This is a genomic window from Paenibacillus sp. FSL R5-0473, from assembly GCF_038004565.1.
GTDB classification, from domain to species: Bacteria; Bacillota; Bacilli; order Paenibacillales; family Paenibacillaceae; genus Paenibacillus; species Paenibacillus amylolyticus.
In genome coordinates this window covers 3,410,762-3,434,171 of record NZ_JBBORL010000001.1, presented here as the reverse complement: position 1 = coordinate 3,434,171, position 23,410 = coordinate 3,410,762, and the positions used below count along the sequence as shown (strand labels likewise).

General features: G+C 45.3%; 22 protein-coding genes. 21 read left to right on the top strand and 1 reads right to left on the bottom strand.

The genetic code is table 11. The features are described from left to right. Positions 1–144: 144 nt before the first annotated feature. The 10 genes from rplS to MKY28_RS14880 all read left to right on the top strand — a co-directional run bounded on the left by rplS (position 145) and on the right by MKY28_RS14880 (position 8,829). The gene (gene rplS / locus MKY28_RS14925) at positions 145–486 is read left to right on the top strand and encodes a 50S ribosomal protein L19 (RefSeq protein WP_017689212.1); all 342 of its coding nucleotides are present in this window, start codon (positions 145–147) and stop codon (positions 484–486) included. 304 nt (positions 487–790) lie between these two features. Continuing rightward, positions 791–1,411 carry a signal peptidase I gene (gene lepB, locus MKY28_RS14920; RefSeq protein WP_047842465.1) on the top strand — a complete coding sequence of 207 codons (621 nt, stop codon included), beginning with the start codon at positions 791–793 and terminating at the stop codon, positions 1,409–1,411. 30 nt (positions 1,412–1,441) lie between these two features. Next, positions 1,442–2,305: a ribosome biogenesis GTPase YlqF gene (ylqF, locus tag MKY28_RS14915; RefSeq protein WP_047842466.1), complete on the top strand. Its 864-nt coding sequence runs from the start codon at positions 1,442–1,444 to the stop codon at positions 2,303–2,305. Between the two features lie 462 nt (positions 2,306–2,767). Continuing rightward, positions 2,768–3,469, top strand: a complete 702-nt coding sequence (locus MKY28_RS14910) for a ribonuclease HII (protein ID WP_340936289.1) — start codon at positions 2,768–2,770, stop codon at positions 3,467–3,469. Positions 3,470–3,514: 45 nt separating this feature from the next. Then, entirely contained in the window at positions 3,515–5,557 is a 2,043-nt protein-coding gene (locus tag MKY28_RS14905; protein ID WP_340936288.1) for a DNA ligase, read from the top strand. After that, entirely contained in the window at positions 5,554–5,865 is a 312-nt protein-coding gene (locus MKY28_RS14900; RefSeq protein WP_036609395.1) for an EscU/YscU/HrcU family type III secretion system export apparatus switch protein, read from the top strand. The genes MKY28_RS14905 and MKY28_RS14900 overlap by 4 nt, the downstream gene beginning before the upstream one ends. Next, positions 5,859–6,257: a YraN family protein gene (locus MKY28_RS14895; RefSeq protein WP_100529387.1), complete on the top strand. Its 399-nt coding sequence runs from the start codon at positions 5,859–5,861 to the stop codon at positions 6,255–6,257. The genes MKY28_RS14900 and MKY28_RS14895 overlap by 7 nt, the downstream gene beginning before the upstream one ends. Positions 6,258–6,577: 320 nt before the next feature. Next, on the top strand, positions 6,578–6,739 hold the full coding sequence (locus MKY28_RS14890; protein WP_133120486.1) for a paeninodin family lasso peptide: 162 nt from the start codon (positions 6,578–6,580) through the stop codon (positions 6,737–6,739). 60 nt (positions 6,740–6,799) lie between these two features. After that, entirely contained in the window at positions 6,800–7,996 is a 1,197-nt protein-coding gene (locus MKY28_RS14885) for a carboxypeptidase-like regulatory domain-containing protein (RefSeq protein WP_340936286.1), read from the top strand. Positions 7,997–8,277: 281 nt separating this feature from the next. Then, the gene (locus MKY28_RS14880; protein ID WP_338708461.1) at positions 8,278–8,829 is read left to right on the top strand and encodes a nitroreductase family protein; all 552 of its coding nucleotides are present in this window, start codon (positions 8,278–8,280) and stop codon (positions 8,827–8,829) included. A gap of 234 nt (positions 8,830–9,063) precedes the next feature. Here MKY28_RS14880 and MKY28_RS14875 read toward each other — a convergent pair whose 3' ends face one another. Beyond that, entirely contained in the window at positions 9,064–10,674 is a 1,611-nt protein-coding gene (locus MKY28_RS14875) for a YifB family Mg chelatase-like AAA ATPase (protein WP_338708463.1), read from the bottom strand. Between the two features lie 479 nt (positions 10,675–11,153). Here MKY28_RS14875 and MKY28_RS14870 point away from each other — a divergent pair, with 479 nt between their 5' ends. The 11 genes from MKY28_RS14870 (at position 11,154) to fliE (ending at position 23,298) form a co-directional block, all read left to right on the top strand. Next, positions 11,154–11,609 (top strand): MarR family winged helix-turn-helix transcriptional regulator, encoded by a 456-nt coding sequence (locus MKY28_RS14870; RefSeq protein WP_036609387.1) that lies wholly within the window; start codon positions 11,154–11,156, stop codon positions 11,607–11,609. A 243-nt stretch (positions 11,610–11,852) separates the two neighbouring features. Next, positions 11,853–13,013 (top strand): ADP-forming succinate--CoA ligase subunit beta, encoded by a 1,161-nt coding sequence (gene sucC / locus MKY28_RS14865; protein ID WP_036609384.1) that lies wholly within the window; start codon positions 11,853–11,855, stop codon positions 13,011–13,013. A 63-nt stretch (positions 13,014–13,076) separates the two neighbouring features. Beyond that, on the top strand, positions 13,077–14,006 hold the full coding sequence (gene sucD, locus MKY28_RS14860) for a succinate--CoA ligase subunit alpha (protein WP_074094556.1): 930 nt from the start codon (positions 13,077–13,079) through the stop codon (positions 14,004–14,006). 244 nt (positions 14,007–14,250) lie between these two features. Next, the gene (dprA, locus tag MKY28_RS14855; RefSeq protein ID WP_340936285.1) at positions 14,251–15,381 is read left to right on the top strand and encodes a DNA-processing protein DprA; all 1,131 of its coding nucleotides are present in this window, start codon (positions 14,251–14,253) and stop codon (positions 15,379–15,381) included. 116 nt (positions 15,382–15,497) lie between these two features. Beyond that, positions 15,498–17,597 (top strand): type I DNA topoisomerase, encoded by a 2,100-nt coding sequence (gene topA / locus MKY28_RS14850; RefSeq protein ID WP_036609379.1) that lies wholly within the window; start codon positions 15,498–15,500, stop codon positions 17,595–17,597. A gap of 56 nt (positions 17,598–17,653) precedes the next feature. Then, complete coding sequence (trmFO, locus tag MKY28_RS14845) at positions 17,654–18,997, top strand: FADH(2)-oxidizing methylenetetrahydrofolate--tRNA-(uracil(54)-C(5))-methyltransferase TrmFO (protein WP_435303335.1); 1,344 nt, start codon at positions 17,654–17,656, stop codon at positions 18,995–18,997. Between the two features lie 26 nt (positions 18,998–19,023). Then, positions 19,024–19,566 carry an ATP-dependent protease subunit HslV gene (gene hslV, locus MKY28_RS14840; RefSeq protein WP_017689194.1) on the top strand — a complete coding sequence of 181 codons (543 nt, stop codon included), beginning with the start codon at positions 19,024–19,026 and terminating at the stop codon, positions 19,564–19,566. Between the two features lie 116 nt (positions 19,567–19,682). Continuing rightward, the gene (gene hslU / locus MKY28_RS14835) at positions 19,683–21,083 is read left to right on the top strand and encodes an ATP-dependent protease ATPase subunit HslU (protein WP_036609375.1); all 1,401 of its coding nucleotides are present in this window, start codon (positions 19,683–19,685) and stop codon (positions 21,081–21,083) included. A 981-nt stretch (positions 21,084–22,064) separates the two neighbouring features. After that, a complete protein-coding gene (flgB, locus tag MKY28_RS14830; protein ID WP_036670359.1) occupies positions 22,065–22,472 on the top strand; it encodes a flagellar basal body rod protein FlgB in 408 nt (135 codons plus the stop codon). 6 nt (positions 22,473–22,478) lie between these two features. Beyond that, a complete protein-coding gene (gene flgC / locus MKY28_RS14825) occupies positions 22,479–22,928 on the top strand; it encodes a flagellar basal body rod protein FlgC (protein WP_017689191.1) in 450 nt (149 codons plus the stop codon). 58 nt (positions 22,929–22,986) lie between these two features. Beyond that, entirely contained in the window at positions 22,987–23,298 is a 312-nt protein-coding gene (gene fliE / locus MKY28_RS14820; RefSeq protein ID WP_282321926.1) for a flagellar hook-basal body complex protein FliE, read from the top strand. Positions 23,299–23,410 lie beyond the last annotated feature (112 nt).

Here is a 23,410-nt window from a genome sequence, read left to right as displayed (position 1 = left end):
TGTTTAATTTCTCTTGTGTTTTGATATGCTGCGTGATACAATAAGTCTGTTATGTGGAATACGGCGGTCCTCTATGGATGATGAAGGAGACAAGGTGATCTCTGGAAGAAGTATGAACGCCTGTATGGAAGGAGGGAGTCATAGATGAATATCGTTCAAGCGATTACACAAGAACAACTTCGCAAGGATCTTCCGAGTTTTCGTCCTGGTGACACTTTGAAAGTGCACGTTAAGGTAATCGAGGGAACTCGCGAGCGTATCCAATTGTTCGAAGGTGTTGTGATTAAACGCCGTGGTGGTGGAATCAGTGAGACTTTTACAGTTCGTAAAATTTCTTACGGTGTAGGTGTGGAAAGAGCTTTCCCGCTTCATTCCCCTAAAATCGATAGAATCGAAGTGGCTCGCCGTGGTAAAGTTCGTCGTGCGAAGCTTTATTATCTTCGTGAACTACGCGGTAAAGCAGCGAGAATTAAAGAAATTCGTTAATATAACGGATACCGGGAAGGGCTTGGAGACAAGCCCTTTTCGTTTTTGTCCGGGAAAAGTTGAACCGGAGGTACACTTCCGAGTAAAATGGTATGGCAACACATGCGGGGAATAGTCCGGGAGGCTTGTAAAATCAGTTATTGATAACATTTGAATTGTGGATTAAATGTACTGTAATGCTTGGTGTAAGATTACATAACTGATGTGAATGTTTTGTATCCATCCATTGAGTTATTGGAACGATACAGAATGCTGGATGTGTGTACTGCTATAAACATGTACTGTGAAGAGAGGAAGATCTTGAATGGAACAAGAAGTTCAACATGACCAGGGCAATCCTGCCGAAGAGAAAAACAGTCGATCCAAAAAAGCCAAAAATGAAATTGTTGAATGGCTTAAAGCCATTGTTATCGCATTAGTTCTCGTCATTCTCATTCGGTGGTTGCTCTTCAAACCGTTTGTTGTGGACGGTCCGTCCATGCAGCCGAACTTTGAAACGGGTGAACGTGTGATCGTCAACGAAATCTTATATGATATCAGAGAACCGAAGCGCGGTGAAGTTATCGTCTTCCACGTACCATCCGAAGGTCGAGATTTCATTAAACGTGTTATTGCTGTAGAAGGTGATACCGTTGAGGTTCAAGACGATACCGTGATGGTTAACGGTAAAAAGGTTGATGAAACGTATATTCAAGGAGCCATTGATGCAGCTGAAGCAAATGGTGGAACCTATAACGTGAAGGATTTCCCGAATGAACAGTTCCCTGATGGCAAAGTGCCGGCAGGTCATGTGTTTGTCATGGGAGATAACCGTCCAAATAGTACAGACAGCCGTATGATCGGTTATGTTTCGTTAAAAGATATTATTGGTCGTGCAGATGTGATTTTCTGGCCGATCGGTGAGATTAAGTGGATCAACCACTGAAATTGAAGTAAATAATGAGGTGAAGACAAGTTGACGATACAATGGTTTCCAGGTCATATGACTCGAGCCAGACGCCAGATTCAGGATAAGTTAAAGCTCATCGACGTGGTCATCGAACTATTGGATGCCCGTCTGCCTGTCTCCAGCCGTAATCCAATGATCGACGAAATATTGCTGGATAAACCCCGGATGATTTTGTTGAACAAATCGGATTTGGCAGATGCAAAAGTGACGCAAGAATGGATTGAATATTTCAAAAAAGAAGGAATTACCGCTTTTCCTGTAGATGCTTCGACGGGAACCAATGTTAAAGATATTCCCGTGCAGGCCAAGCTTCTTCTTAAAGAAAAAATTGACCGTCAAATTGCTAAAGGGATTAATCCTCGTGCGGTTCGCGGGTTGATCGTAGGGATTCCCAATGTAGGTAAATCAACACTGATTAACCGACTGGCTGGACGGAGTATTGCGTTAACAGGAGATCGTCCTGGTGTGACGAAGGGGCAACAGTGGATCAAGGTAGGCAAAGAAATGGAGTTATTGGATACTCCAGGTATTCTTTGGCCTAAGTTCGAAGATCAAAATGTAGGTTATCGTCTTGCCGTAACTGGTGCGATCAAAGAGGAAATTTTGAATGCAGAGGATATCGCCTTTTTTGGAATCAGTTACCTGATGCGTTATTACTGGGACGCTTTGGAAGAGAGATACGGACTTCAGGATTTCTCCAAGGATGCAGATGATTCAGATAGTGTTATTGCAATTATGGAACAAGTCGGCCGTATACGTGGTTGCATTGTAAGCGGTGGACGTATTGATCTGGAAAAGGCATCACGAGCATTTCTGCGTGAACTGCGAGCGGGTAAAATGGGACGTTTCTCTATGGAAGCTCCTTATTAAAAAATGGACTCTACACGATGAAGATCATTATCTTCATTTGTTCATTTCATATATACAAGTGCCGAAAGAAGCGGCCGTTACCGGATTACCGGGAGCGGTCGTTTTTTTGTGTATACAAACGCGGAAGTAGAGCTGGAACATACGTCGAAAACGATAAAATGGAAGAGGATTGAAGAACAGTACGCTTTATGGAATTGGCTGACCTATATATCAGGTGCATCTAAATCGTGCTATGATAAATGGTGGTGCAATTTAAATTAGACGAGGTCTGATATATTCAATTTAAACCATCAAATACCGATAAATGAAGACATCACTATCTTTATATTGTAAATCTCAAGGAAAAGTTTTACTGAGAGAGACAGGTTGTACAGAACAAAAGACAGAGGATCTACGTCTATATTATAAAAAGTTGTAAGTTATACGCATGCTGAAAAAGCGTGGGTAGAGGAGATGAGCGTTATGGTTGAAAATAATGAAGAGATCGGGTTGAATCTACTGGATACTCCGATTGGACCAAAGAAGAAAAAAGAAGTCAGTGAACCTCGAGATCTGTTGCTCTATGAGCAGGAGTATTGGGACAGTGGATTTGAACATATTGCTGGTATTGATGAGGTGGGACGGGGATGTTTGTTTGGGGATGTTGTCGCAGCGGCGGTTATTTTACCGAAGGATCTCATCCTGGAAGGCGTGAATGACTCCAAGAAATTAACGGAGAAAAAACGGGATGCATTATATGACATCATTATGGAAAAAGCGCTGGCGGTAGGTATCGGGTACGCGGATGCAGAGACAATTGATCGGCTTAACATCAAGCAGGCTGCGAGACTTGCGATGAAACGTGCGGTTGAAGCATTGGTAGAAACTCCTGATTATATGCTGGTGGATGCTGAGAAGGTGGATGTGAATATACCTCAACTGTCCATTATTAAAGGTGATGCTAATAGTCAATCGATCGCAGCGGCATCTATTATTGCCAAGGTTACGCGAGATGGGCTGTGTAAGGAAGAATGGGATACGTTATATCCGGAATATGGTTTGTCGATACATAAAGGATATGCAACAAAAGTTCATCGGGAGCAAATTATGGCATTGGGGGCAACCCCGATGCATCGGCGCAGTTTTCTGGGCAACCTGCTTGGAGAGCAGCAATCTTTGTTTTAACACAGGTTTGAAGAAAGGAGGGGGAGAGATTTGAATATCGGTTCCATGATAAAGGGGTTAATGGGAGACAGTAAGCCCGGCAATGCCAAACCGCTTGAATTAAAGGAAGGTCAGGTGGTTCGTGGCTCCGTCGTTAGTGTATCCGATGATGGGGGAGAAGCAGTTCTGCAGATTCAAGGTGTGCAAGTGCGCGCCAAGTTGGAGACTCCACTCCGTCCGGGTGAGACCACGTTGCTTCAAGTGCAACCTCCAGGTGAAAATGGCATAACGGTAATGAAACCTATGACGGGTACACTTGCTGAGCTGCCACAAGCTTCGCTGAACAACCTGCTTAAGGATGTAGGACTGCCGGATACAAAAGGGAACCGGGAGCTGTTACTTGCCATGCAGCGTAGCGGATTGCCGCTAACGAAGGATAATGTGGCTATGGTCCAGAATATGATGACTGCTAAACCTGCACAGGTCCCTGTGGAAGAATGGGTGCAGGCGACGGGAATTGCTTTTCAGCGTGGTCTTCCGGTTACGGCGGAAACAGTAAAAGGATTACACCAGACGGTGTTTGGCCCCCCTCTGCACCAGTTGTTAAGCGGGTTGGCTGACCAGTTGGAAACGATGCTGACTCAAACAACAGGTAAACCACTATTGCTTGGAGAACAATCTGCTACGTTGAAACCAGCAGTCGTGGCTGGTGCACCTGTTGTACCGAATGCTTCACAGACGGAAGAAGGATTGGCTGCATCAGGCAATGGTCGTCAGGTGACTGGAACCGGAACACCTGCTTTGTCAACGCAACAAGGACAAGCGGCATTGGCAGGATCTATATCCATGACGGATGGCGGGGCAGAGGATGCAGGTACTGCGGTGAAAGGAAATGTGCAGACCGGCGGAGGCACAGGAAATGCTGAAGCCGGGGCAAAGGCAGTTGCCAGCAACGTTGAAACGGCTGGCAAAGGGGGTGCAGGTATTCCGTCTGGAACTGGAATACCTGGAGAGAGCCCGCGCGGGGCTGACGCGGGGCAGGCTGGGAGCCGCCCGGGTACATCGGGGGCGGCAGCAGAATCTGTGGCTGGCCGTGTAAGTGCAGGCCAGCCTGAAACAGGCGCGGCCGGGCGGACTGACGGCCGCGCTGAAACGCCTGCTGCTACGGGGACGCCGTCCGTAGCAGGCCAGGCGGCGCCAGCAGCGCCTACGGCAGCGCAGCTGGCGCCCAAGCTGCTGGCGCTGCTGGACGCCCTGCGCAGCGCGTCCACTGCCGCACCGGCACAGCCTGGTGCGGCAGCACTGGCCGCCCCTGCATCGCAGGGCGGCCAGGCGGCTGCGGCTGCCGGAGGCGTGCCGCAGCCGTTGCCAGCCGGCGCTGATGCGCCGCCGGCTGGCGGTAATGCCGCAGCACCTGCGGGAGCTGCGGCAGTGCACGCGCCTGTCACCCACGAGGGGGACCCGTGGGTGGGGCGCGTGCTGAAGCTGCTCGGTGCGGAGCACGAGCAGCAGGCCGTTCACGGCGCGGCAGTGCAGCCGCGCGTGGGGGATGCGGCGAGTCCGGCAAATGCGGACACGCTGAAGGGCTTGCTGCTGCAACTTGCCAGCAGCGAAGGTGCACCGGCGGCGCTTAAGGATGCCGCCGGACAGGCCGTGCAGTATCTGACAGGTCAGCAGTTATTGCTGACAACAGATCGCAGTGCTACATTTGCACAGATGCACTGGTTTATTCCGATCACTGGACCGGACGGGGAAGAAACGGCGTCTGTTCAGATTCAATCACGTCGTGGATCTCGTGGAGAGCTGGATGCGTCCAACTGCCGTCTATGGTTTGATCTTGACATGAAAAGTCTTGGGCCTACTTTGGTAGATGTCCATGTGGTTAATAACATTGTCAGTCTGCGTGTATTAAATGATCGCGAAGGAATGGGACCGCTTCTGGAGAGCGGACGAGAGGTGATCCATCAGGCATTGGACAAGCTGGGCTATCAACTGCTGACCTTCAAGGCGGAACCGTGGCCTGCGGGCCAGGAACCGGGCGCGGAACGAAAAACGCGGGCCTCGGACTATAGTCCTGAACGATACAAAGGGGTGGACTTGAAGGTATGAAAGACGAGTCGTCACAACCGGACCTACTTTCCAAAAAGGCGGTTGCCCTAAAGTATGTCCCTGGAGAGAGTGAAGCACCTGTTGTTGTAGCCAAGGGGCGCGGCAAAGTGGCAGAAGCCATTCTGGATAAAGCCAGAGAAAACGGCGTGGCTGTTCAGGAGGATGCAGCACTTGTGGAGGTGCTCTCCAAGTTGGATCTGGATGAACAGATTCCGGCAGAACTGTATCAACTGGTCGCAGAGGTGCTAACGTACGTCTACCGTGCAGATCGCATGGCCTCAGGACGTGAGGAAAATGAGTCATGGTAGAACGTAGATTGGGTCAGGAGCCAGGATTAAAGCTCACACGACAGCAGAAAGGCCGATTAGGTGAAGAGGCTGCCTGTCAATGGTTACGAGAGCACGATTATCGGATCATTAGACAGAACTGGCGTTGCCGTAGCGGTGAGATTGACATCATTGCTTCCTGCGAGGGCCTGATTGTCTTTGTGGAAGTAAGAAGCAGAAGTGGAGCCGCTCAGTACGGTACACCTCAGGAATCGGTTGATATGCGTAAAATGCAGCAGGTACGTTCAACCGCATCCGTATATTTGCAAATGACGGGAGAGACGGAACTTCAGATCCGTTTTGATGTAATTGCCGTAATGCTTGATCAAGCAGGAGAAATTGTCTCTGTGAATCATATTGTTAATGCTTTTTAAGAATTACAATCGAAGTTACTACTGTATTAATTGATACGAATTGTATCTTTTTAATATGAGTTGGTCAGTGATTTCGAGGTACAAGTTTAATTATGTCTTATCTTTGCATTCGTTTTAGTTTTAAAATTAGTTAAAATACTAAAGCCGCAGTTCCTATTTATACAGGAATTGCGGATTTTTTTGATTTAACTATGAAATCACAAAACAAAGGATAGAGCATTGATAATAAAATCATCGTATTTCAGAAATTTATAGATACAAAATGTATCATTTGTAATAAAATAAGAAAGTTGAAATTTAAAGAGAGGTTGGTGGGATGTATGAAAGAGTTTCAGAATACTTCGAACAACACAGTAAAACAAGTATGGGAGTGCCCTCGGATGGAAGTGCTGGATATCAGCGAGACCATGAACGGTGGACAGGGGATTTGGCAATATGTTTGGGACGGAGAATTCTGGAAGCTTGAGCTTATGGTCAGTTAATTTAAGAAGTTAAAGAGGAATGTTTGATCAATAAAATAAATGGTGAGGTGTAGTGAGAAGATGCAGACAAGTATCAAATGGATCATTCGACTAAGTACACTATCTTTATGTTTCATTTTGTTTGGAATCATGTATTCCGGAGTTTCTTATGCAGCCGATCCGTCTACACAGGCAAGTGTATCAGGTAAAGTTATTGATCGTCAGGGATTACCTGTCCAGAACGCTACTGTCAAGTATTGGCTTAATTATCGTGGGGATACGTCAGAGAAAAGCGTGAAGACGGATGGGAATGGACGGTATCATATTATAGAGTCCGTTGAAGACAATACGGACATTACTTTTGTAGTTGAAGCAGAGGGTTATGTGACGTACAGACACTATGGCTCCTACGGATTGTCCGGTGGAGAGCAAATAAAGCTTGATTTTCATATTTATGAGCCATCCACGATTGTAGGAACAGTCAAAGATCAGGCAGGCAGACCGGTTCCAGATGCTCGTATAAAAGTAACAAGTGTCTTTGATCGTATAGTGAAAACTGATCAGCAAGGTCGATATGCGGTTACAGGAATTGATTACGCCTATAATCCGAACATTGCAATATGGGTAGATGCCGATGATTATATGTTATATGAACAGGATCGCTTGGGTGTCCGGGAGGGAGGAACCTTGAGAATGGATGTTGTTTTGGCAGAGGCGGCACACGTGCGGGGAAAAGTTGTAGATGAGTCGGGCAATCCAGTAAGTGGGGCTAAAGTTAATGCTGGAGGTTCGGCAACAACAGATGCTCAAGGCAACTATTTAATAAAGCGCGTACCAACAGGGGCTAGAACGATAACGGGAGAAGCAGCAGGATATCTAAAAACGAGCCTAAGCGTTACTCTTGTAAAAGGAGATCATAATACGTTTAATATCGTACTTAAGAAGGATGCAGATATTACACCTCCAGTAACCAAGTACAGATTAGTTCCTATTACAGATACTGTGAACGGGAAAATATACATCAAAGGATTTACATTCAGACTTCAGGCAACAGACGAAGTCAAAGGTTCGGGCGTAAAAACAACGCAATATCGAATTAACGGGGGAGAATGGAAAAACTATGAAGGACCTGTTAAGTTTTATGCCCCTGATGTCAAGGTGGTAGAGTACTATAGTACAGATGTTGCAGGTAACCAGGAGAAGTACAACAAAATGGATTTTATTAATGGCACATTTGAAGGGAATGGCACGTTTGAAGGGGAGAGTTACGACGATTGATTACTCGTTGATATGATATGTGAATAAATAACATGAGAATAAAAGACGGTTCTGACTTTATGATCCCTCGTGGTGAATCAAGATTCAGAGTCGTCTTTTCTGTTGGAATGACCCTAACGGTACTGACCTTTGCCTCCCCTTTGAATCTCGTGATCAGATGGGTGTATAATCAAGAAGGTAAACTGGTATTTTATTATGTCATAAAGAAATTATATTGAATGTACAAGGCCGCGAATCACTATTGCGGTTGCAAATGATTTTATAAACAGGAGGTACGGCCGATGAGTAAAGCTACGAAAACAACAAATGAAGTCAGAAATGCGATTCAAAACCGTCGTACGGTGAAAAAATTCAAAAAAGAAGCTGTTCCTACACAGCAGATTATAGATTTGCTGGATACGGCAGTCTGGGCTCCTAACCATAAACTGCGTGAACCTTGGAGATTTTTGTTGTTTACCGGAAATGGACGGAAGAAACTGGCGGAGGCTATTGATGCAGAAATGGGAGAAGACAACAAATTCTCACCCAATATTATGCAAGTTCCATCCGTTATGCTTGTTGTGCTGGAAGAAGATCCAAGACAGAATATCTGGGACGAAGACTTCGCTGCGGTTAGTGCATTGGTTCAAAACTTTATGCTTGCAGCCTGGAGTGAAGACATTGGAACGTTCTGGGTGACCAAGCCATTTTTGTACGCTCCCAAATTCCGCAAATCGCTTGGAATAGAGGCGGGAGAGAAGATTGTAGGCATGATTTATATGGGTTACCCTGATGTTATTCCTTCTGCCAAAGAACGCACACCAGCCAAGGACAAACTCACTCTTTTTGAATAATAAATTATTGTAGACCTTAGCTATATAAGATCCCCTTACGTTTACAGGGGAAATCCACGTACAAGTACCTTTCTTCACAGAAGAGAAGGGCTTGTACGTTTTTTTGTCATGTTGGTGTATCCGCATTGTAGAATCTGCATAAGGAATCCTTCTCGATTTTCCTCTGATGTCTGCAGTTTCATGCCCATTTCACTGCCTTTGGGTAAATCGGCCTGTTCTTTCCTCCATATGCTTCTAAAATAGATTAAGATCCAATTGACGATACTGGATGGCTTCAGCCACATGAGCTGTCACAATTTCACCTTCATGGTCCAGATCGGCAATTGTCTGTGCCATCTTGATTATCCGATCATGTGCACGCATGCTCAGGTTTAACGTTTGCAGCGTTTGCTCTAACAGCTGCTCTGCCTCTTGGGGGAGATGGATCGTTCGTCGCAAAAGCGTGCCCGAAAGCTGGCTATTCCAACGAACCGAACTTTTGGCATAACGTGTAGCCTGAATTTGATGAGCGTGGATCACTTTTGCCTGCATTTCTTCAGAGGAAGGGGAAGCAGCAGACTTGCGCCACTCGCCTGGTGGAGGAACTTCAACCTGAAGATCAATGCGGTCCAGCAGTGGTCCTGAAATTTTGGCTCGGTACGCGGCAACACGGGCTGGACTACATATGCAGCGTTGCTCCTCCGAATGAGCGGACAAATAACCGCAGGGACAGGGATTCATGGAACATGCAAGCATAAACTGGGCCGGAAAGGTGAATGCAGCCCGTGCCCGACTAATTGTCACTGTGCGATCCTCTAACGGCTGCCTTAATACCTCCAGCACTTGACGCTGGAATTCAGGTAATTCATCCAGAAACAATATGCCACGGTGGGCAAGGCTCACTTCACCCGGTTTTGGGATACCACCGCCTCCAATCAGACCAGAAGTGGATATTGTATGGTGAGGCGAGCGAAAAGGTCTATCTGCAATCAGGCCTTGAGGCGCTTCTTTCAATTTGCCTGCGGCACTTAATACTTTGGTGACTTCTAACGCTTCATCTTCTGACAAAGGAGGAAGGATGGAGGGCAGACGTTTGATTAACATCGTTTTGCCCGTGCCTGGCGGTCCAACGAGCAATATGTTATGCATGCCTGCTGCTGCAATCATAAGCGCGCGTTTTACATGATGCTGCCCCAGAACATCGCTATAGTCATCTGCAAATAATGGTGTTTGTCTTGGCTTCCTATCCGCCATCTTATGAGTCTTATCAGTTATAGGAGCAGCAAGGTGTGCATAATTTTTCAACACGACTGGTCCTGCATTCGATTTGTTTGGTATTCCCACTGAACTAGAGGGTTGATCTGGGTTTTCCGGAGCAATATCCTGTAAATGACGAATGCCAAAAACCTGGATACCTCGAATCAGTGACGCTTCCTCCACGTTATCCAAAGGTAGGAGCACGGACGTAAAGCCTTGTCGTTTGGCCAGATCCACCATGGATAAAATGCCGGGCACGGACCTGATCGAACCGTCCAACGCCAGTTCGCCAACCACGAGTGTCCGTTCCTGGGGAGGAAGTACAAGCTGACCGCTTGTCATAAGTAAACCAATAGCAATGGCCAGATCAAAGGAAGATCCTTCCTTGCGCAGATCAGCGGGGGCCAGATTGATTGTGATCCGCTGTAAAGGGTACTGATATCCGCAATTTTTAATCGCTGCACGAACACGTTCAACGGCCTCACGAATGGCTGAATCCGGTAAACCAATGATGGACGTCTGTGGCAGACCATTGGATAAATCAGTTTCCACTTCGATCAGAACGCCATCAATTCCGTACAAACATGCACTATGCAATTTTCCGTACATAACAAAGAAACACCTCACTCGATTCTTGACTCCGCATAATACGGGCCAGTCTACGAATTAAGGTGCTTCCTCAGCTTCTACTAAGCATTTTATATAAAAGGAATCATGGAGTCAACCTGTCATTATCATTGCTGTAGTCATCTTTCCTGATCCCTGAATTTTATTTCTGGAAGGAAAACATTAAATAGCTTTGGTGAAAATGGTTACGTATAAAATTTCATTATGTTTATTAAATTTTGCCCGAGAAGGCGTGAATCTGTTCGATGGACTTATCTATTATTGTTGTTAAATCATGGGGATGAACTGTTGATTATCTAATTATATTTATGTTTTACACAATCTAATTTATCATAATTAAATTGAATAGTAAAATCATTTGTGCTCAATTATTCTGTTTTTTTTCTATTTTGTGATAGTATAGATCTATAGTTCCCGTATTATTAGGAATAGATTGCACAATAGGCAGGTGAGAAAGACATATGCAGACTGACAGTTTGAAGCTGGATAACCAATTATGCTTTGCCATATATGCTTGTTCACGTGAGATTACGAAGATGTACCAGCCTTATCTGGAGGTACTTGGCGTAACGTATTCCCAGTATTTGGTGTTGATGGTTTTATGGGAACGTGAAGAATGTACGGTTAAGGAGATCGGGGAGGCTCTCTATCTCGATTCGGGAACGTTGACACCACTTCTCAAACGTTTGCAGTCAGCAGGACTTATTAATCGCGAACGCTCGGCTCAGGACGAACGAAAAGTATTAATTACACTAACCGACTCGGGTCGTGAGTTGCGGAACAAGGCATTATCCATACCTGAATCCATTCAGGGAGATGCGTGTTTGAACAGTACAGAGTTTGAAACATTGCTGGGTCAGTTCAAAGGATTGCTGGAGAAAGTTCACGAAACCAACACTAACGCAGCCAAAAAATAAAATGTAGTTTTACATCAAGGAAACCTCAGTTTTTAGCTGAGGTTTTTTCCATATATACCCAAGCATTCACAATATGGGATCATACTCATATCAAAATACTGTCTATTAACCATTAGTTTTTTAAGGAAAGCGTTTTAAAAACGTGTTACAATGAATTGGGCTTGAGTGAAAATAGTCAACATTTGTCTTTTGTTAGTCTACCAACCCGCCTTGTTGCAGTCATGTTGATAGGAGGATTCGAGAATGAATATCCATGAATATCAAGGAAAAGAAGTACTGAAACAGTATGGAGTTACCGTTCCAAACGGAAAGGTTGCTTATACAGTCGATGAAGCGGTCGCGGCCGCTGAGGCATTGGGCAGTCCAGTGACTGTTGTCAAAGCACAGATTCACGCAGGTGGCCGGGGTAAAGCCGGCGGCGTAAAAGTGGCAAAGAGTACGGATGAAGTTCGTGCCTATGCTTCCGAAATTCTGGGAAAAGTATTGGTAACACACCAGACTGGACCAGAAGGTAAAGAAGTGAAACGTCTTCTGATTGAAGAAGGATGCGATATCCGCAAAGAGTATTATGTGGGTGTTGTTGTGGACCGTGCCACAGGCCGTGTAGTTATGATGGCTTCCGAAGAAGGCGGTACTGAGATTGAAGAAGTAGCTGAAGCTACACCTGAGAAAATTTTCAAAGAAATCATTGACCCTGCCATTGGATTGCAAGTGTTCCAGGCCCGTAAACTGGCCTACAGCATTAAGATTCCGAATGAACTGGTGAACAAAGCTGTTAAGTTCATGCTCGCGCTGTACACTGCATTTGTCGAAAAAGATTGCTCTATTGCCGAGATTAATCCTCTCGTTGTTACCGGAGATGGAAACGTTATCGCGCTAGATGCGAAATTAAACTTTGACTCCAACGCCCTGTTCCGTCACAAAGACATTTTGGAACTGCGTGACCTGGATGAAGAGGATGAAAAAGAAATCGAAGCTTCCAAATACGACCTCAGCTACATAGCACTTGATGGCAACATCGGCTGTATGGTCAATGGTGCGGGACTTGCGATGGCAACGATGGATATTATTAAATACTACGGTGGAGACCCCGCCAACTTCCTTGACGTTGGGGGCGGTGCGACAACGGAGAAGGTGACTGAAGCATTTAAGATCATCTTGTCCGATGCCAAAGTAGCTGGGATCTTTGTTAACATCTTCGGTGGCATCATGCGCTGTGATGTTATCGCCAATGGTGTTGTTGAAGCCGCGAAGCAGCTTGGCCTGACCAAACCGCTGGTTGTTCGTCTTGAAGGAACTAACGTGGAGCTTGGCAAACGTATTCTGGGTGAATCTGGCCTGAATATCGTTCCTGCTGATTCCATGGCCGATGGTGCACAGAAAATTGTTGCCCTCGTAAAATAAGTTCATTCCTTAGTACCGGAGCTGTCCGGGAATTGAAAAATAACCGTAAGGATGTGAAGCAACGTGAGTATTTTGATCGATAAAAATACAAAAGTCATTACGCAAGGCATTACGGGTTCAACGGGAATGTTCCACACGAAGGGCGCATTGGACTACGGAACCCAGATGGTAGGCGGAGTTACACCGGGTAAAGGCGGAACTAATGTGGATATCACGTTGGAAGACGGCACAGTAGCTAGTCTGCCGGTGTTCAACACTGTGCAGGAAGCGAAGGAAGCTACAGGCGCAACAGCGAGCGTCATTTACGTTCCTCCTGCATTTGCAGCAGATTCCATTATGGAAGCTGTTGATGCTGAGCTGGACCTCGTGATCTGTATTACAGAAGGTATTCCGGTTCTTGACATGATCAAGGTTGACCGCTTCATGGAAGGTAAAGATACTGTCCTGATCGGACCAAACTGTCCAGGTGTCATTACACCAGGAGAATGTAAAATCGGTATCATGCCTGGTTACATCCATATGGCAGGGCACGTAGGCGTTGTTTCCCGTAGTGGAACACTTACCTATGAAGCCGTTCATCAACTGACGACACGTGGTATTGGACAATCTTCAGCTGTAGGAATCGGGGGAGACCCGGTAAAAGGCTCGGAGTTCATTGATATCCTCAAACGGTTCAATGAAGATCCACAGACTCATGCGGTCATCATGATTGGTGAGATTGGTGGTACAGCTGAAGAGGATGCTGCAGATTGGGTACGTGAAAACATGACCAAACCGGTTGTTGGCTTTATCGGTGGCGTAACAGCGCCTCCAGGCAAACGGATGGGCCATGCTGGCGCTATTATCTCTGGCGGTAAAGGTACAGCCAAAGAGAAAATTGCTAAGCTGGAATCATGTGGAATCAAAGTAGCACCAACTCCTGCTGAGATGGGTTCGACTTTGGTGAGTGTACTTGAGGAACGCGGTATTTTGAATTTGTGCACGACACATTAATTCTTTTTCGTTATAATAGAAGAAACGGCTCGGAAATGATTTATTTCTGGTAGACCGACTATTATGGTTACGGAAAAGGTAAGCAACCTTTTGTCCTTGAACAGGGCGAAGGGTTGCTTTTTTGCGTTTTTTTTACGGGAAAAGGGGGAGGAATTGTCTCTCATCTGCGTAAACGCTTGCATTCCGTGGTCACTTAACACACAATATGAGGGAAGATCTCTTCCCGCTTTGGGAGGTTTATGGTATGGAAGAAAGATGGATCTTGTTTGGGTTACATGAGATGGAGGGCATTGGCAAGAAAACAATCTCGAAACTGATTCTGGGACAACATGAACTACCCGAACTATTGAATTATGGGGAAAGCGACTGGGTCGCAGCAGGCTTGCGCAAAGATCAAGCTGCACGCTTGGCTAGCCAATTTACTATCGACTGGATCGAGAGTAAAAGAGAACACGTTTACAATCAGGGGATAGAGGTTATTACTTATCTGGATCAGAAATATCCCATATTAATGAAGGAAACCGTTCAGCCTCCCTGGGTAATGTATGCTCGAGGGGATGTTAGTTTGCTTCACAATTCGTCTATTGCCATGGTGGGAACTCGTATGCCAACCGTGTATGGGCGCAAAGTTGGAGAAAAGCTGGCAGAGCAATTATGCAATGCAGGACTGACGATTGTAAGCGGGCTTGCCCGCGGTATTGATAGCGTATGTCATGAGGCAGTACTACGTGCAAAAGGAAAAACGATTGCAGTATTCGGAACAGGGATTGATAATATATACCCACCCGAAAATACAAGTCTCGCTGAGCGAATCGCGGAGACGGGGCTGCTTTTATCGGAATATCCACCAGGTACGCGAGCGCGCCAGGGATTATTTCCGGAACGGAATCGAATCATTGCCGGTCTGACACTGGGAACATTGGTTGTTGAGGCTGACATTCGCAGTGGTTCACTCATTACAGCAGATGCTGCGCTTGAAGCAGGCAGGGATGTATTTGCAGTCCCTGGACCTATTACATCGCCGAAAAGTCGGGGAGCACACAATCTTATCCGTCAAGGGGCCAAATTGGTCACTTGTGCAGCAGATGTGTTGGAAGAGTATCGATTGGGCTTGCCAAATGCAGAACAACTTCCTTACAATAGAGGACGTTCGACCGAAACAACCGAGCCTTCCGGGCGAGGGATATTCGCTGAGGTTAAGCTCTCTCCAGATGAACAACGTGTGATTTATCTGTTGGAACAGGGAGAACAATCATTGGATCAACTGGTTGAGCTGCTTGGTTGGGATTTTGGACATTTGCATTCAGTTCTGTTATCTTTAATCATAAAAAAGCAGATTAGCCAATTACCAGGCACTAAATACGCGAGGGTATGACGAAGCTACAACTTACGTAGTGCGTGGAAATATATAATTAGCAGAAGTTATTAACTATGCATAAGCTTACAGAAACAGTTTCATGACAGTTTCATGACTGAGAGGAGGATGAACCTATGGCGGATGCACTCGTAATCGTGGAGTCGCCCTCAAAGGCGAAGACGATAGGCAAATATTTAGGCAGCAAGTTCATCGTAAAAGCTTCGATGGGGCATATTCGCGATTTGCCAAAGAGTCAGATCGGCGTTGAGGTAGAGAATGATTTTAATCCGAAGTATATTACGATCCGCGGCAAAGGTTCAATTTTGAAAGAACTGAAGGATGCACGGAAGAAAGTGAAAAAAGTGTATCTCGCAGCTGACCCGGATCGCGAAGGTGAGGCTATCGCATGGCATTTGGCCCATGCCCTTGAACTGGACGATACGGCAGATTGCCGGGTAGTATTTAATGAAATTACAAAACAGGCGGTCAAAGATGCGTTCAAAACGCCGCGGAAAATCAATATGGATTTGGTTAACGCGCAGCAGGCAAGACGTATTCTGGATCGGCTCGTTGGATATAAAATTAGTCCGTTATTATGGAAGAAAGTGAAAAAAGGTTTGTCTGCAGGCCGGGTTCAGTCCGTGGCTGTTAAAATCATTTTAGATCGTGAAAATGAAATTGATGATTTTGAGCCGGAAGAATACTGGAGCATTACCGCCAAGCTGACAGCAGACGGCAATCCGTTTGAAGCCAAGTTTCATAAACTGAACGGGGCCAAAACAGAGCTGGGCAGTGAAGAGGAAGTGCAAGCGATCCTGAAACAGATCGAAGGTGCAGACTTTACGATCAAGGAAGTTAAAGAGAAAGAACGGAGCCGTAACCCCTCCGCCCCGTTTACGACAAGTTCTCTGCAACAGGAAGCGGCGCGTAAATTGAATTTCAGAGCTTCCAAGACGATGTCGGTCGCCCAACAACTATATGAAGGTGTAGACCTTGGAAAAGAAGGCACAGTAGGTCTCATCACGTATATGCGTACGGACTCCACACGAATTGCGGCATCTGCACAAGAAGAAGCCAAAGAATATATCGTTGGTAAGTATGGTGAGCCATTTGCACCTGAGACTCCACGAAACTATTCCAAAAAAGCAGCTAATGCTCAGGATGCGCATGAAGCGATTCGTCCAACTTCAATTCTGCGTGACCCTGACTCAATCAAGTCATTCATGAGTCGCGATCAGTTCCGGTTGTATAAACTGGTATGGGAACGTTTTGTAGCGAGCCAAATGTCTTCGGCTATTCTGGATACACTCTCTGTAGATATTGCTGCGGGGGACACCATTTTCCGTGCAGCAGGTTCGAAGGTACGATTCCAAGGTTTCATGAAGGTATATGTTGAAGGAAACGACGATGGTACAACTGATGAAGATCGTCTGCTGCCTCCGTTGAAAAGTGGAGATGTGCTTGAGAAGCAGGAGATTGAGCCAAAACAGCATTTTACACAACCGCCACCCCGATATACGGAGGCAAGGTTGGTTAAGACGCTTGAGGAATTGGGTATAGGGCGTCCGAGTACATATGCGCCAACACTGGAGACCATTCAGAAGCGCGGATATGTTGCGATAGAGGAAAAGAAATTCATGCCGACTGAGCTGGGTGAACTGGTCATCGAACAGATGGAAGAGTTTTTCCCGGAAATTCTGAATGTAGAGTTCACCGCGAACATGGAAGGTGATCTTGACCATGTGGAGGAAGGTTCCGAGGATTGGGTCAAAGTACTCGCAGAATTCTATGAATCTTTTGAGAAACGCCTTGAGTTTGCGGAAGAAGAAATGAAAGAAATCGAGATTGAAGACGAAGTATCCGATGAGATCTGTGAGAAGTGCGGCAAACCGCTGGTTTATAAACTCGGACGTTTTGGCAAGTTTCTTGCGTGCTCAGGCTTCCCTGATTGCCGGAATACCAAACCGATTATCAAGGATATCGGCGTGACTTGTCCGAAGTGTAAGGAAGGTCATGTTGTTGAGCGTCGTAGCAAAAAAGGACGTATTTTCTACGGTTGTGACAAATATCCTGAATGTGATTTTGTCTCATGGGACAGACCTTCAGCCAAACCATGTCCAAGTTGCGGATCGCTAATGATTGAAAAGCGGAACAAAAAGGGAGCACGATTGCAGTGTACTTCATGTGATCATCAGGAGCCGGTGGATGAACCGGATGACGAATCAGCAGATTAGTATATATGTGAATCAATACAATTATAGTGAAATATGAAATTGCTTTATGGGGGTAAATGATTTTGACGAATGAACAACAAGTAACCGTTATTGGTGCCGGGCTGGCAGGAACAGAAGCGGCCTGGCAGATTGCAAGTCGCGGCGTACGCGTGAAATTATACGAGATGAGACCTGTTGTGAAAACGCCAGCCCATCATACGGATAAATTTGCAGAACTGGTATGTAGCAACTCGCTTCGTGCGAATGGATTGACCAATGCAGTGGGTGTGTTAAAAGAAGAAATGAGAATGCTCAATTCTCTCGTATTGTCATCAGCAGACAAACATGCAGTTCCCGCAGGTGGGGCGCTTGCTGTGGACCGGGATGGATTTTCAGGTGAGATTACATCCACGTTGCACCAGCATCCGCTCATCGAAGTGGTGAATGAGGAATTAACTTCTCTGCCGGAAGATGGCATCGTTGTTGTTGCAACGGGGCCGTTGACCTCACCTGCATTGTCTGAGCAAATCAAGGCACTAATGGGGGAAGAGTATTTCTACTTCTATGATGCAGCTGCACCGATCATCGAAAAAGATTCAATTGATATGAATAAAGTGTATCTGGCTTCCCGTTATGATAAGGGTGAAGCGGCATATCTGAACTGTCCGATGACAGAAGAAGAGTTTGATGTCTTCTATGAAGCTCTCATTACTGCTGAAGTCGCTCAATTGAAAGAGTTCGAGAAAGAAATTTACTTTGAAGGCTGTATGCCAATCGAAGTGATGATGAAACGCGGAAAACAGACGGCTCTGTTTGGTCCAATGAAACCGGTAGGTCTGGTTAACCCTCATACAGGAGAGTTGCCACATGCGGTTGTTCAGCTTAGACAGGACAATGCAGCTGGAACCCTGTATAACTTGGTGGGCTTCCAGACGCATCTGAAATGGGGAGAACAGAAACGTGTCTTTTCCCTTATTCCTGGACTTGAAAATGCAGAGTTCGTTCGTTATGGCGTAATGCACCGTAATACATTTATTAACTCTCCTAAACTGCTTCTTCCGACGTATCAGTTTAAAGAGCGTCCAAACCTGTTCTTTGCAGGTCAGATGACGGGTGTAGAAGGATATGTGGAATCTGCTGCATCAGGGCTTATTGCCGGCATGAACGCAGCCAAAGCAGCACTTGGGCAGGAACTGGTGGTATTGCCGGTAGAAACAACACTTGGCAGTATGGCTCAGTATATTACAACGGCTGACTTCAAGCACTTCCAACCAATGAATGCAAACTTTGGTTTGTTGCCGAAGCTTGAAACGAAGATTCGTAACAAAAAGGAAAAAAATGAAGCTCTTGCACAGCGTGCCCTGGATGGCATCACCAGTTTTGCTGCGGCAGAAGGTCTAACTGTTCCGGAACGCGTATAAATTATTCGTGGGAGGATGCTGATATCATGGATATGTCATTTCATGCTACAACGATCTGTGCTGTTCGTCATAATGGTAAGGCTGCAATCGCAGGAGATGGTCAGGTGACCATGGGCCAAAGTGTTGTGATGAAGAATACAGCCAAGAAGGTAAGACGTTTGTACCGCGGACAGGTTGTTGCTGGCTTTGCTGGTTCTGTGGCGGATGCGATCACCCTGTTTGAGAAATTCGAAGGTAAGCTCGAGGAGCACCATGGTAACTTGCAACGTGCTGCTGTAGAGCTTGCCAAGGATTGGCGTCAGGATCGGATCTTGCGTAAGCTTGAGGCACTCTTGATTGTGATGGACAAATCAGGTATGCTGCTCATTTCAGGCGGCGGGGAGATAATTGAACCGGATGATGACGTTATTGCTATCGGATCAGGTGGAAACTTTGCCTTATCTGCTGCGCGTGCGTTGAAACGTCATGCAGTAAATCTGGAAGCGAAAGATATTGCGCGTGAATCACTTCAGATTGCCTCGGAGCTATGTGTATATACCAATAATAATATTATTGTAGAAGAGTTATAAGCCAAAGAAATCTCCCGTAGTGGAGCATGATTCTGTAATCTGCTCCAGGACGTCTAGGGGATTCTTTGTCCTTGTTAGGAAAAATAAATTCAACATACTGGTAGGAGGGAAGCAATATGAATACTCAAGCGTTAACACCGAGACAGATTGTTGCAGAGCTTGACAAGTATATTGTAGGTCAAAAGAAAGCTAAAAAATCGGTAGCGGTAGCTCTTCGTAATCGTTATCGGCGTAGCCTTTTGCCTGAGCACACTCAGGACGACATTGTGCCTAAAAATATCTTGATGATTGGACCTACCGGTGTGGGTAAAACGGAAATCGCCCGTCGCCTTGCTAAACTGGTAGGTGCGCCATTTGTGAAAGTGGAAGCTACCAAGTTCACTGAAGTAGGTTACGTTGGCCGTGACGTTGAATCGATGGTGCGTGATCTGATTGAGACATCACTGCGGATGGTGAAGTTGGAGCGGACTGAAAAAGTGAAGGACAAAGCTGAAGAAGCTGCCAATGAGCGAATTGTACATATTTTGGCTCCTTCACAGTCTAAGTCCAAGAGTCAGCGTAATCCCTTTGAGATGATCTTTGGTAATAATGGCAACAACGTTCAGGAACAGGATGAGCCAGAACCGGATACTGGGGTTGCCGAACGCCGCCGTAAGATCAAGTTTGATCTGTTGTCCGGCAAGCTGGAGGATGACATCATTGAGATTGATGTCGAAGACACTGCGCCTAACATGATGGACATGTTTGCTGGACAAGGTAATGATCAGATGGGCATGAATATGCAGGAGATGTTTGGTAGCCTCTTACCTCGTCGTACGAAAAAGCGCAAGCTCGCCATCAAAGAAGCGCGCAAAGTGTTGACCCAGGAAGAAGCAGGCAAATTGATCGATATGGATGATGTTACACAAGAATCCATTCGTCGAGCAGAGCAGACAGGTATCATTTTCATAGATGAAATTGACAAGGTCGCCAGTCAAGGGCGCGGTAGTGGTCCTGATGTATCCCGTGAAGGTGTGCAACGTGACATACTGCCTATCGTAGAGGGCTCTACAGTAATGACGAAATATGGTCCTGTCAAAACGGATTATATTCTGTTTATGGCAGCTGGCGCATTCCATGTCGCCAAACCCTCTGATTTGATTCCTGAGCTTCAGGGACGCTTCCCAATTCGTGTGGAACTAAGCAGTCTAACACTGGAGGAGTTTGTTTCCATTCTGACTGAACCCCAAAATGCACTGACCAAGCAGTATGTTGATCTGTTGCGCACAGAGAATATTGAGATTGAGTTCTCGGATGAGGCCATTCGCGAGATTGCCAAATTGGCTGAATCCGTCAATCAAAATACAGAAAATATAGGTGCTCGTCGATTGCATACGATTCTTGAAAAGCTTTTGGAGGATTTATCCTTTGAGGCACCTGAGCTTACACTGGAGCGTATGGTGATCACTCCGGAGTATGTCCGGGAGAAATTAAATGATATTGCGCTTGATCGTGATTTGAGCCAGTATATCCTGTAACATGCGGCTAGTAATGTAGTTGTTAAGATGATGCTATAAATGAACGGTATGCAAGAGAGTAGAGAACATTTGTGTGATCGACAAAGGGAAGCGATCCTTTAACGAATCACAAAGGCCCTCTTACTTAACGCATATCGTTTATTTTTGTTTCTATCTAAAGGATTTTGATGTTACAACCGATAAAAGATGTGTGGTTGTTATACGGATCGACAAAACCTAGGACTTGTGCCGCATGTATCCGGAGTTAAAACCTATCGGAGTGGTAGTTATTCTTCCATTCCAAACCCAATGATTCCCATTAAATGAATTTTCCTTATTCCAAGTCTGGTCATCGGTTTAGTCGACAGATTGGTAAATGTTGCGTAAATGCGCAAAATGATGAATTGTTGAAAAGTTTGAAGCCACTAATTGTTTTCTTAAAATTAAAATATATAGACCCCACTTAATTGTTAAGAAAGTGTTGTGTGGGCAAGACGAGTTTTCTTTAGTCTTGAAAGATAATTTGTCAATTGATTAATATACAGCTTTGTATGTATACCTATCATATTGTCCTTAAACCCTTAGTATAACAGCAAAAAATTCTAACATTATCAACTATGAAATATTCGGAAATATACATAATTACGGGCGTTATAAGCTCATGCTGAGACTCGAATTTTTTTTTTTATTTTAAGAATGTTAAAGAACAATAAGGGAGAGTATTAACATACTTTTGTTTTGGGCCCGAACATTTACGAAAAAATTCATAATTTGCAGAAAATACACAAAAAGCCCCGTCTTTCAGAAAAGATAGGGCTTTTTTCTTATTGTAATAAATCCCAAACTCGAAGAAACTTATGTTATACGACAACATCAGAGTTAATTCTACTTAAGTCCTAGAAAACCGTGTAAAGACGAATGTTTTTGTCGAAAAAAACATAAGAATTTTTAAGGGAAAAGATACAATCTTTTTCCATAACTTCTAAAGAGAGGAGGGAGATTGTGAATCTTTTAAACGATATCAGCTTTAAAAGATTACAAGGTGCACTCGATGCGTCCAATATCAGACAACGAACAATTGCTGACAACATCGCGAACGCCGACACCCCGTATTTCAAGCGCTCGGACGTTTCTTTTGAAGAAATGTTGCAAGGGCAAATGAATGGAGATATGCCTGTTCTTAAGGGTAAAGTAACTGATGCAAGGCATTTTGTCATAGGTCCTTCCTCTTCCGTACCCACGCCAGTAGTTAATATGGACCAGTCAACCTCCATGAATAACAACGAAAACAATGTCGATATAGACAGAGAAATGAGTCTTCTGGCGGAGAATCAGTTACGTTATAACGCTTATATTCAGCAAGTGAACGAACAAATTAAAATCATGCGTGTTGGCGTGGAAGGGAGATAACCTAAATTGAACATTAGTAATAGTTTTAGTATCAGTAGCTCAGCTCTGACAGCCCAACGGTTGCGGATGGACGTAATATCTTCCAACATTGCCAACGCAGAGACTACGCGCGCGAGCGTATCCAATGGTGAAGCGGTCCCTTACAAACGTAAAATGGTTGTGCTTGAGCCGAATAAAACGTCATTTGGTACGATGCTGCAAAATCAGATGAGAGGTAGCGGTTCAGGAGATGGCGTAAGAGTAACGGAGATTCGCGAGGATCAGTCACCTCTGAAGCCTGTGTATGACCCTTCTCATCCGGATGCAAACGCAGAAGGATATGTATTTATGCCTAATGTGGATATTGCGAAAGAAATGGTCGACATGATCTCTGCTTCGCGTTCATATGAAGCAAACGTAACAGCACTGAATTCAACCAAAGCGATGATCTCCAAAGCTTTGGAGATTGGAAGATAATCTGCTTAAAAATGAAAATAAGAAAAATACAAACCAGGAATGAAGGGGAGGGACATTAATGATTCAGAACAACATGTTTAGCATACAGGGGATACAACCGCTACAGATGAAGAGTGCAACCGAAAGTAAGCCTTCTACACCAGCCGAAACCATTCAGAGCTTCGGTACATACTTACAGAATGCATTAGGGTCCGTTGCAGCACAGGAGGCTCAATCGCATGAAATGTCGAATCAATTTTTGGTCGGCAAAGCGAATGTGGATCAAGTGATGATTGCTTCAGAACAGGCCTTGTTAAGCCTACAACTCACAACTCAAGTCCGAAACAAAGTGGTCGAAGCATACCAAGAAGTTATGCGAACGCAGTTATAAAATAACCTACTTGCGCTTCGATAATAGCGCTGATCATTACAACAAAGCAGCTGCGATGCTGCTCCTGATCGTCAACCTATGAAACGGCTAGGGTTGAGTAAGGACAGACTAA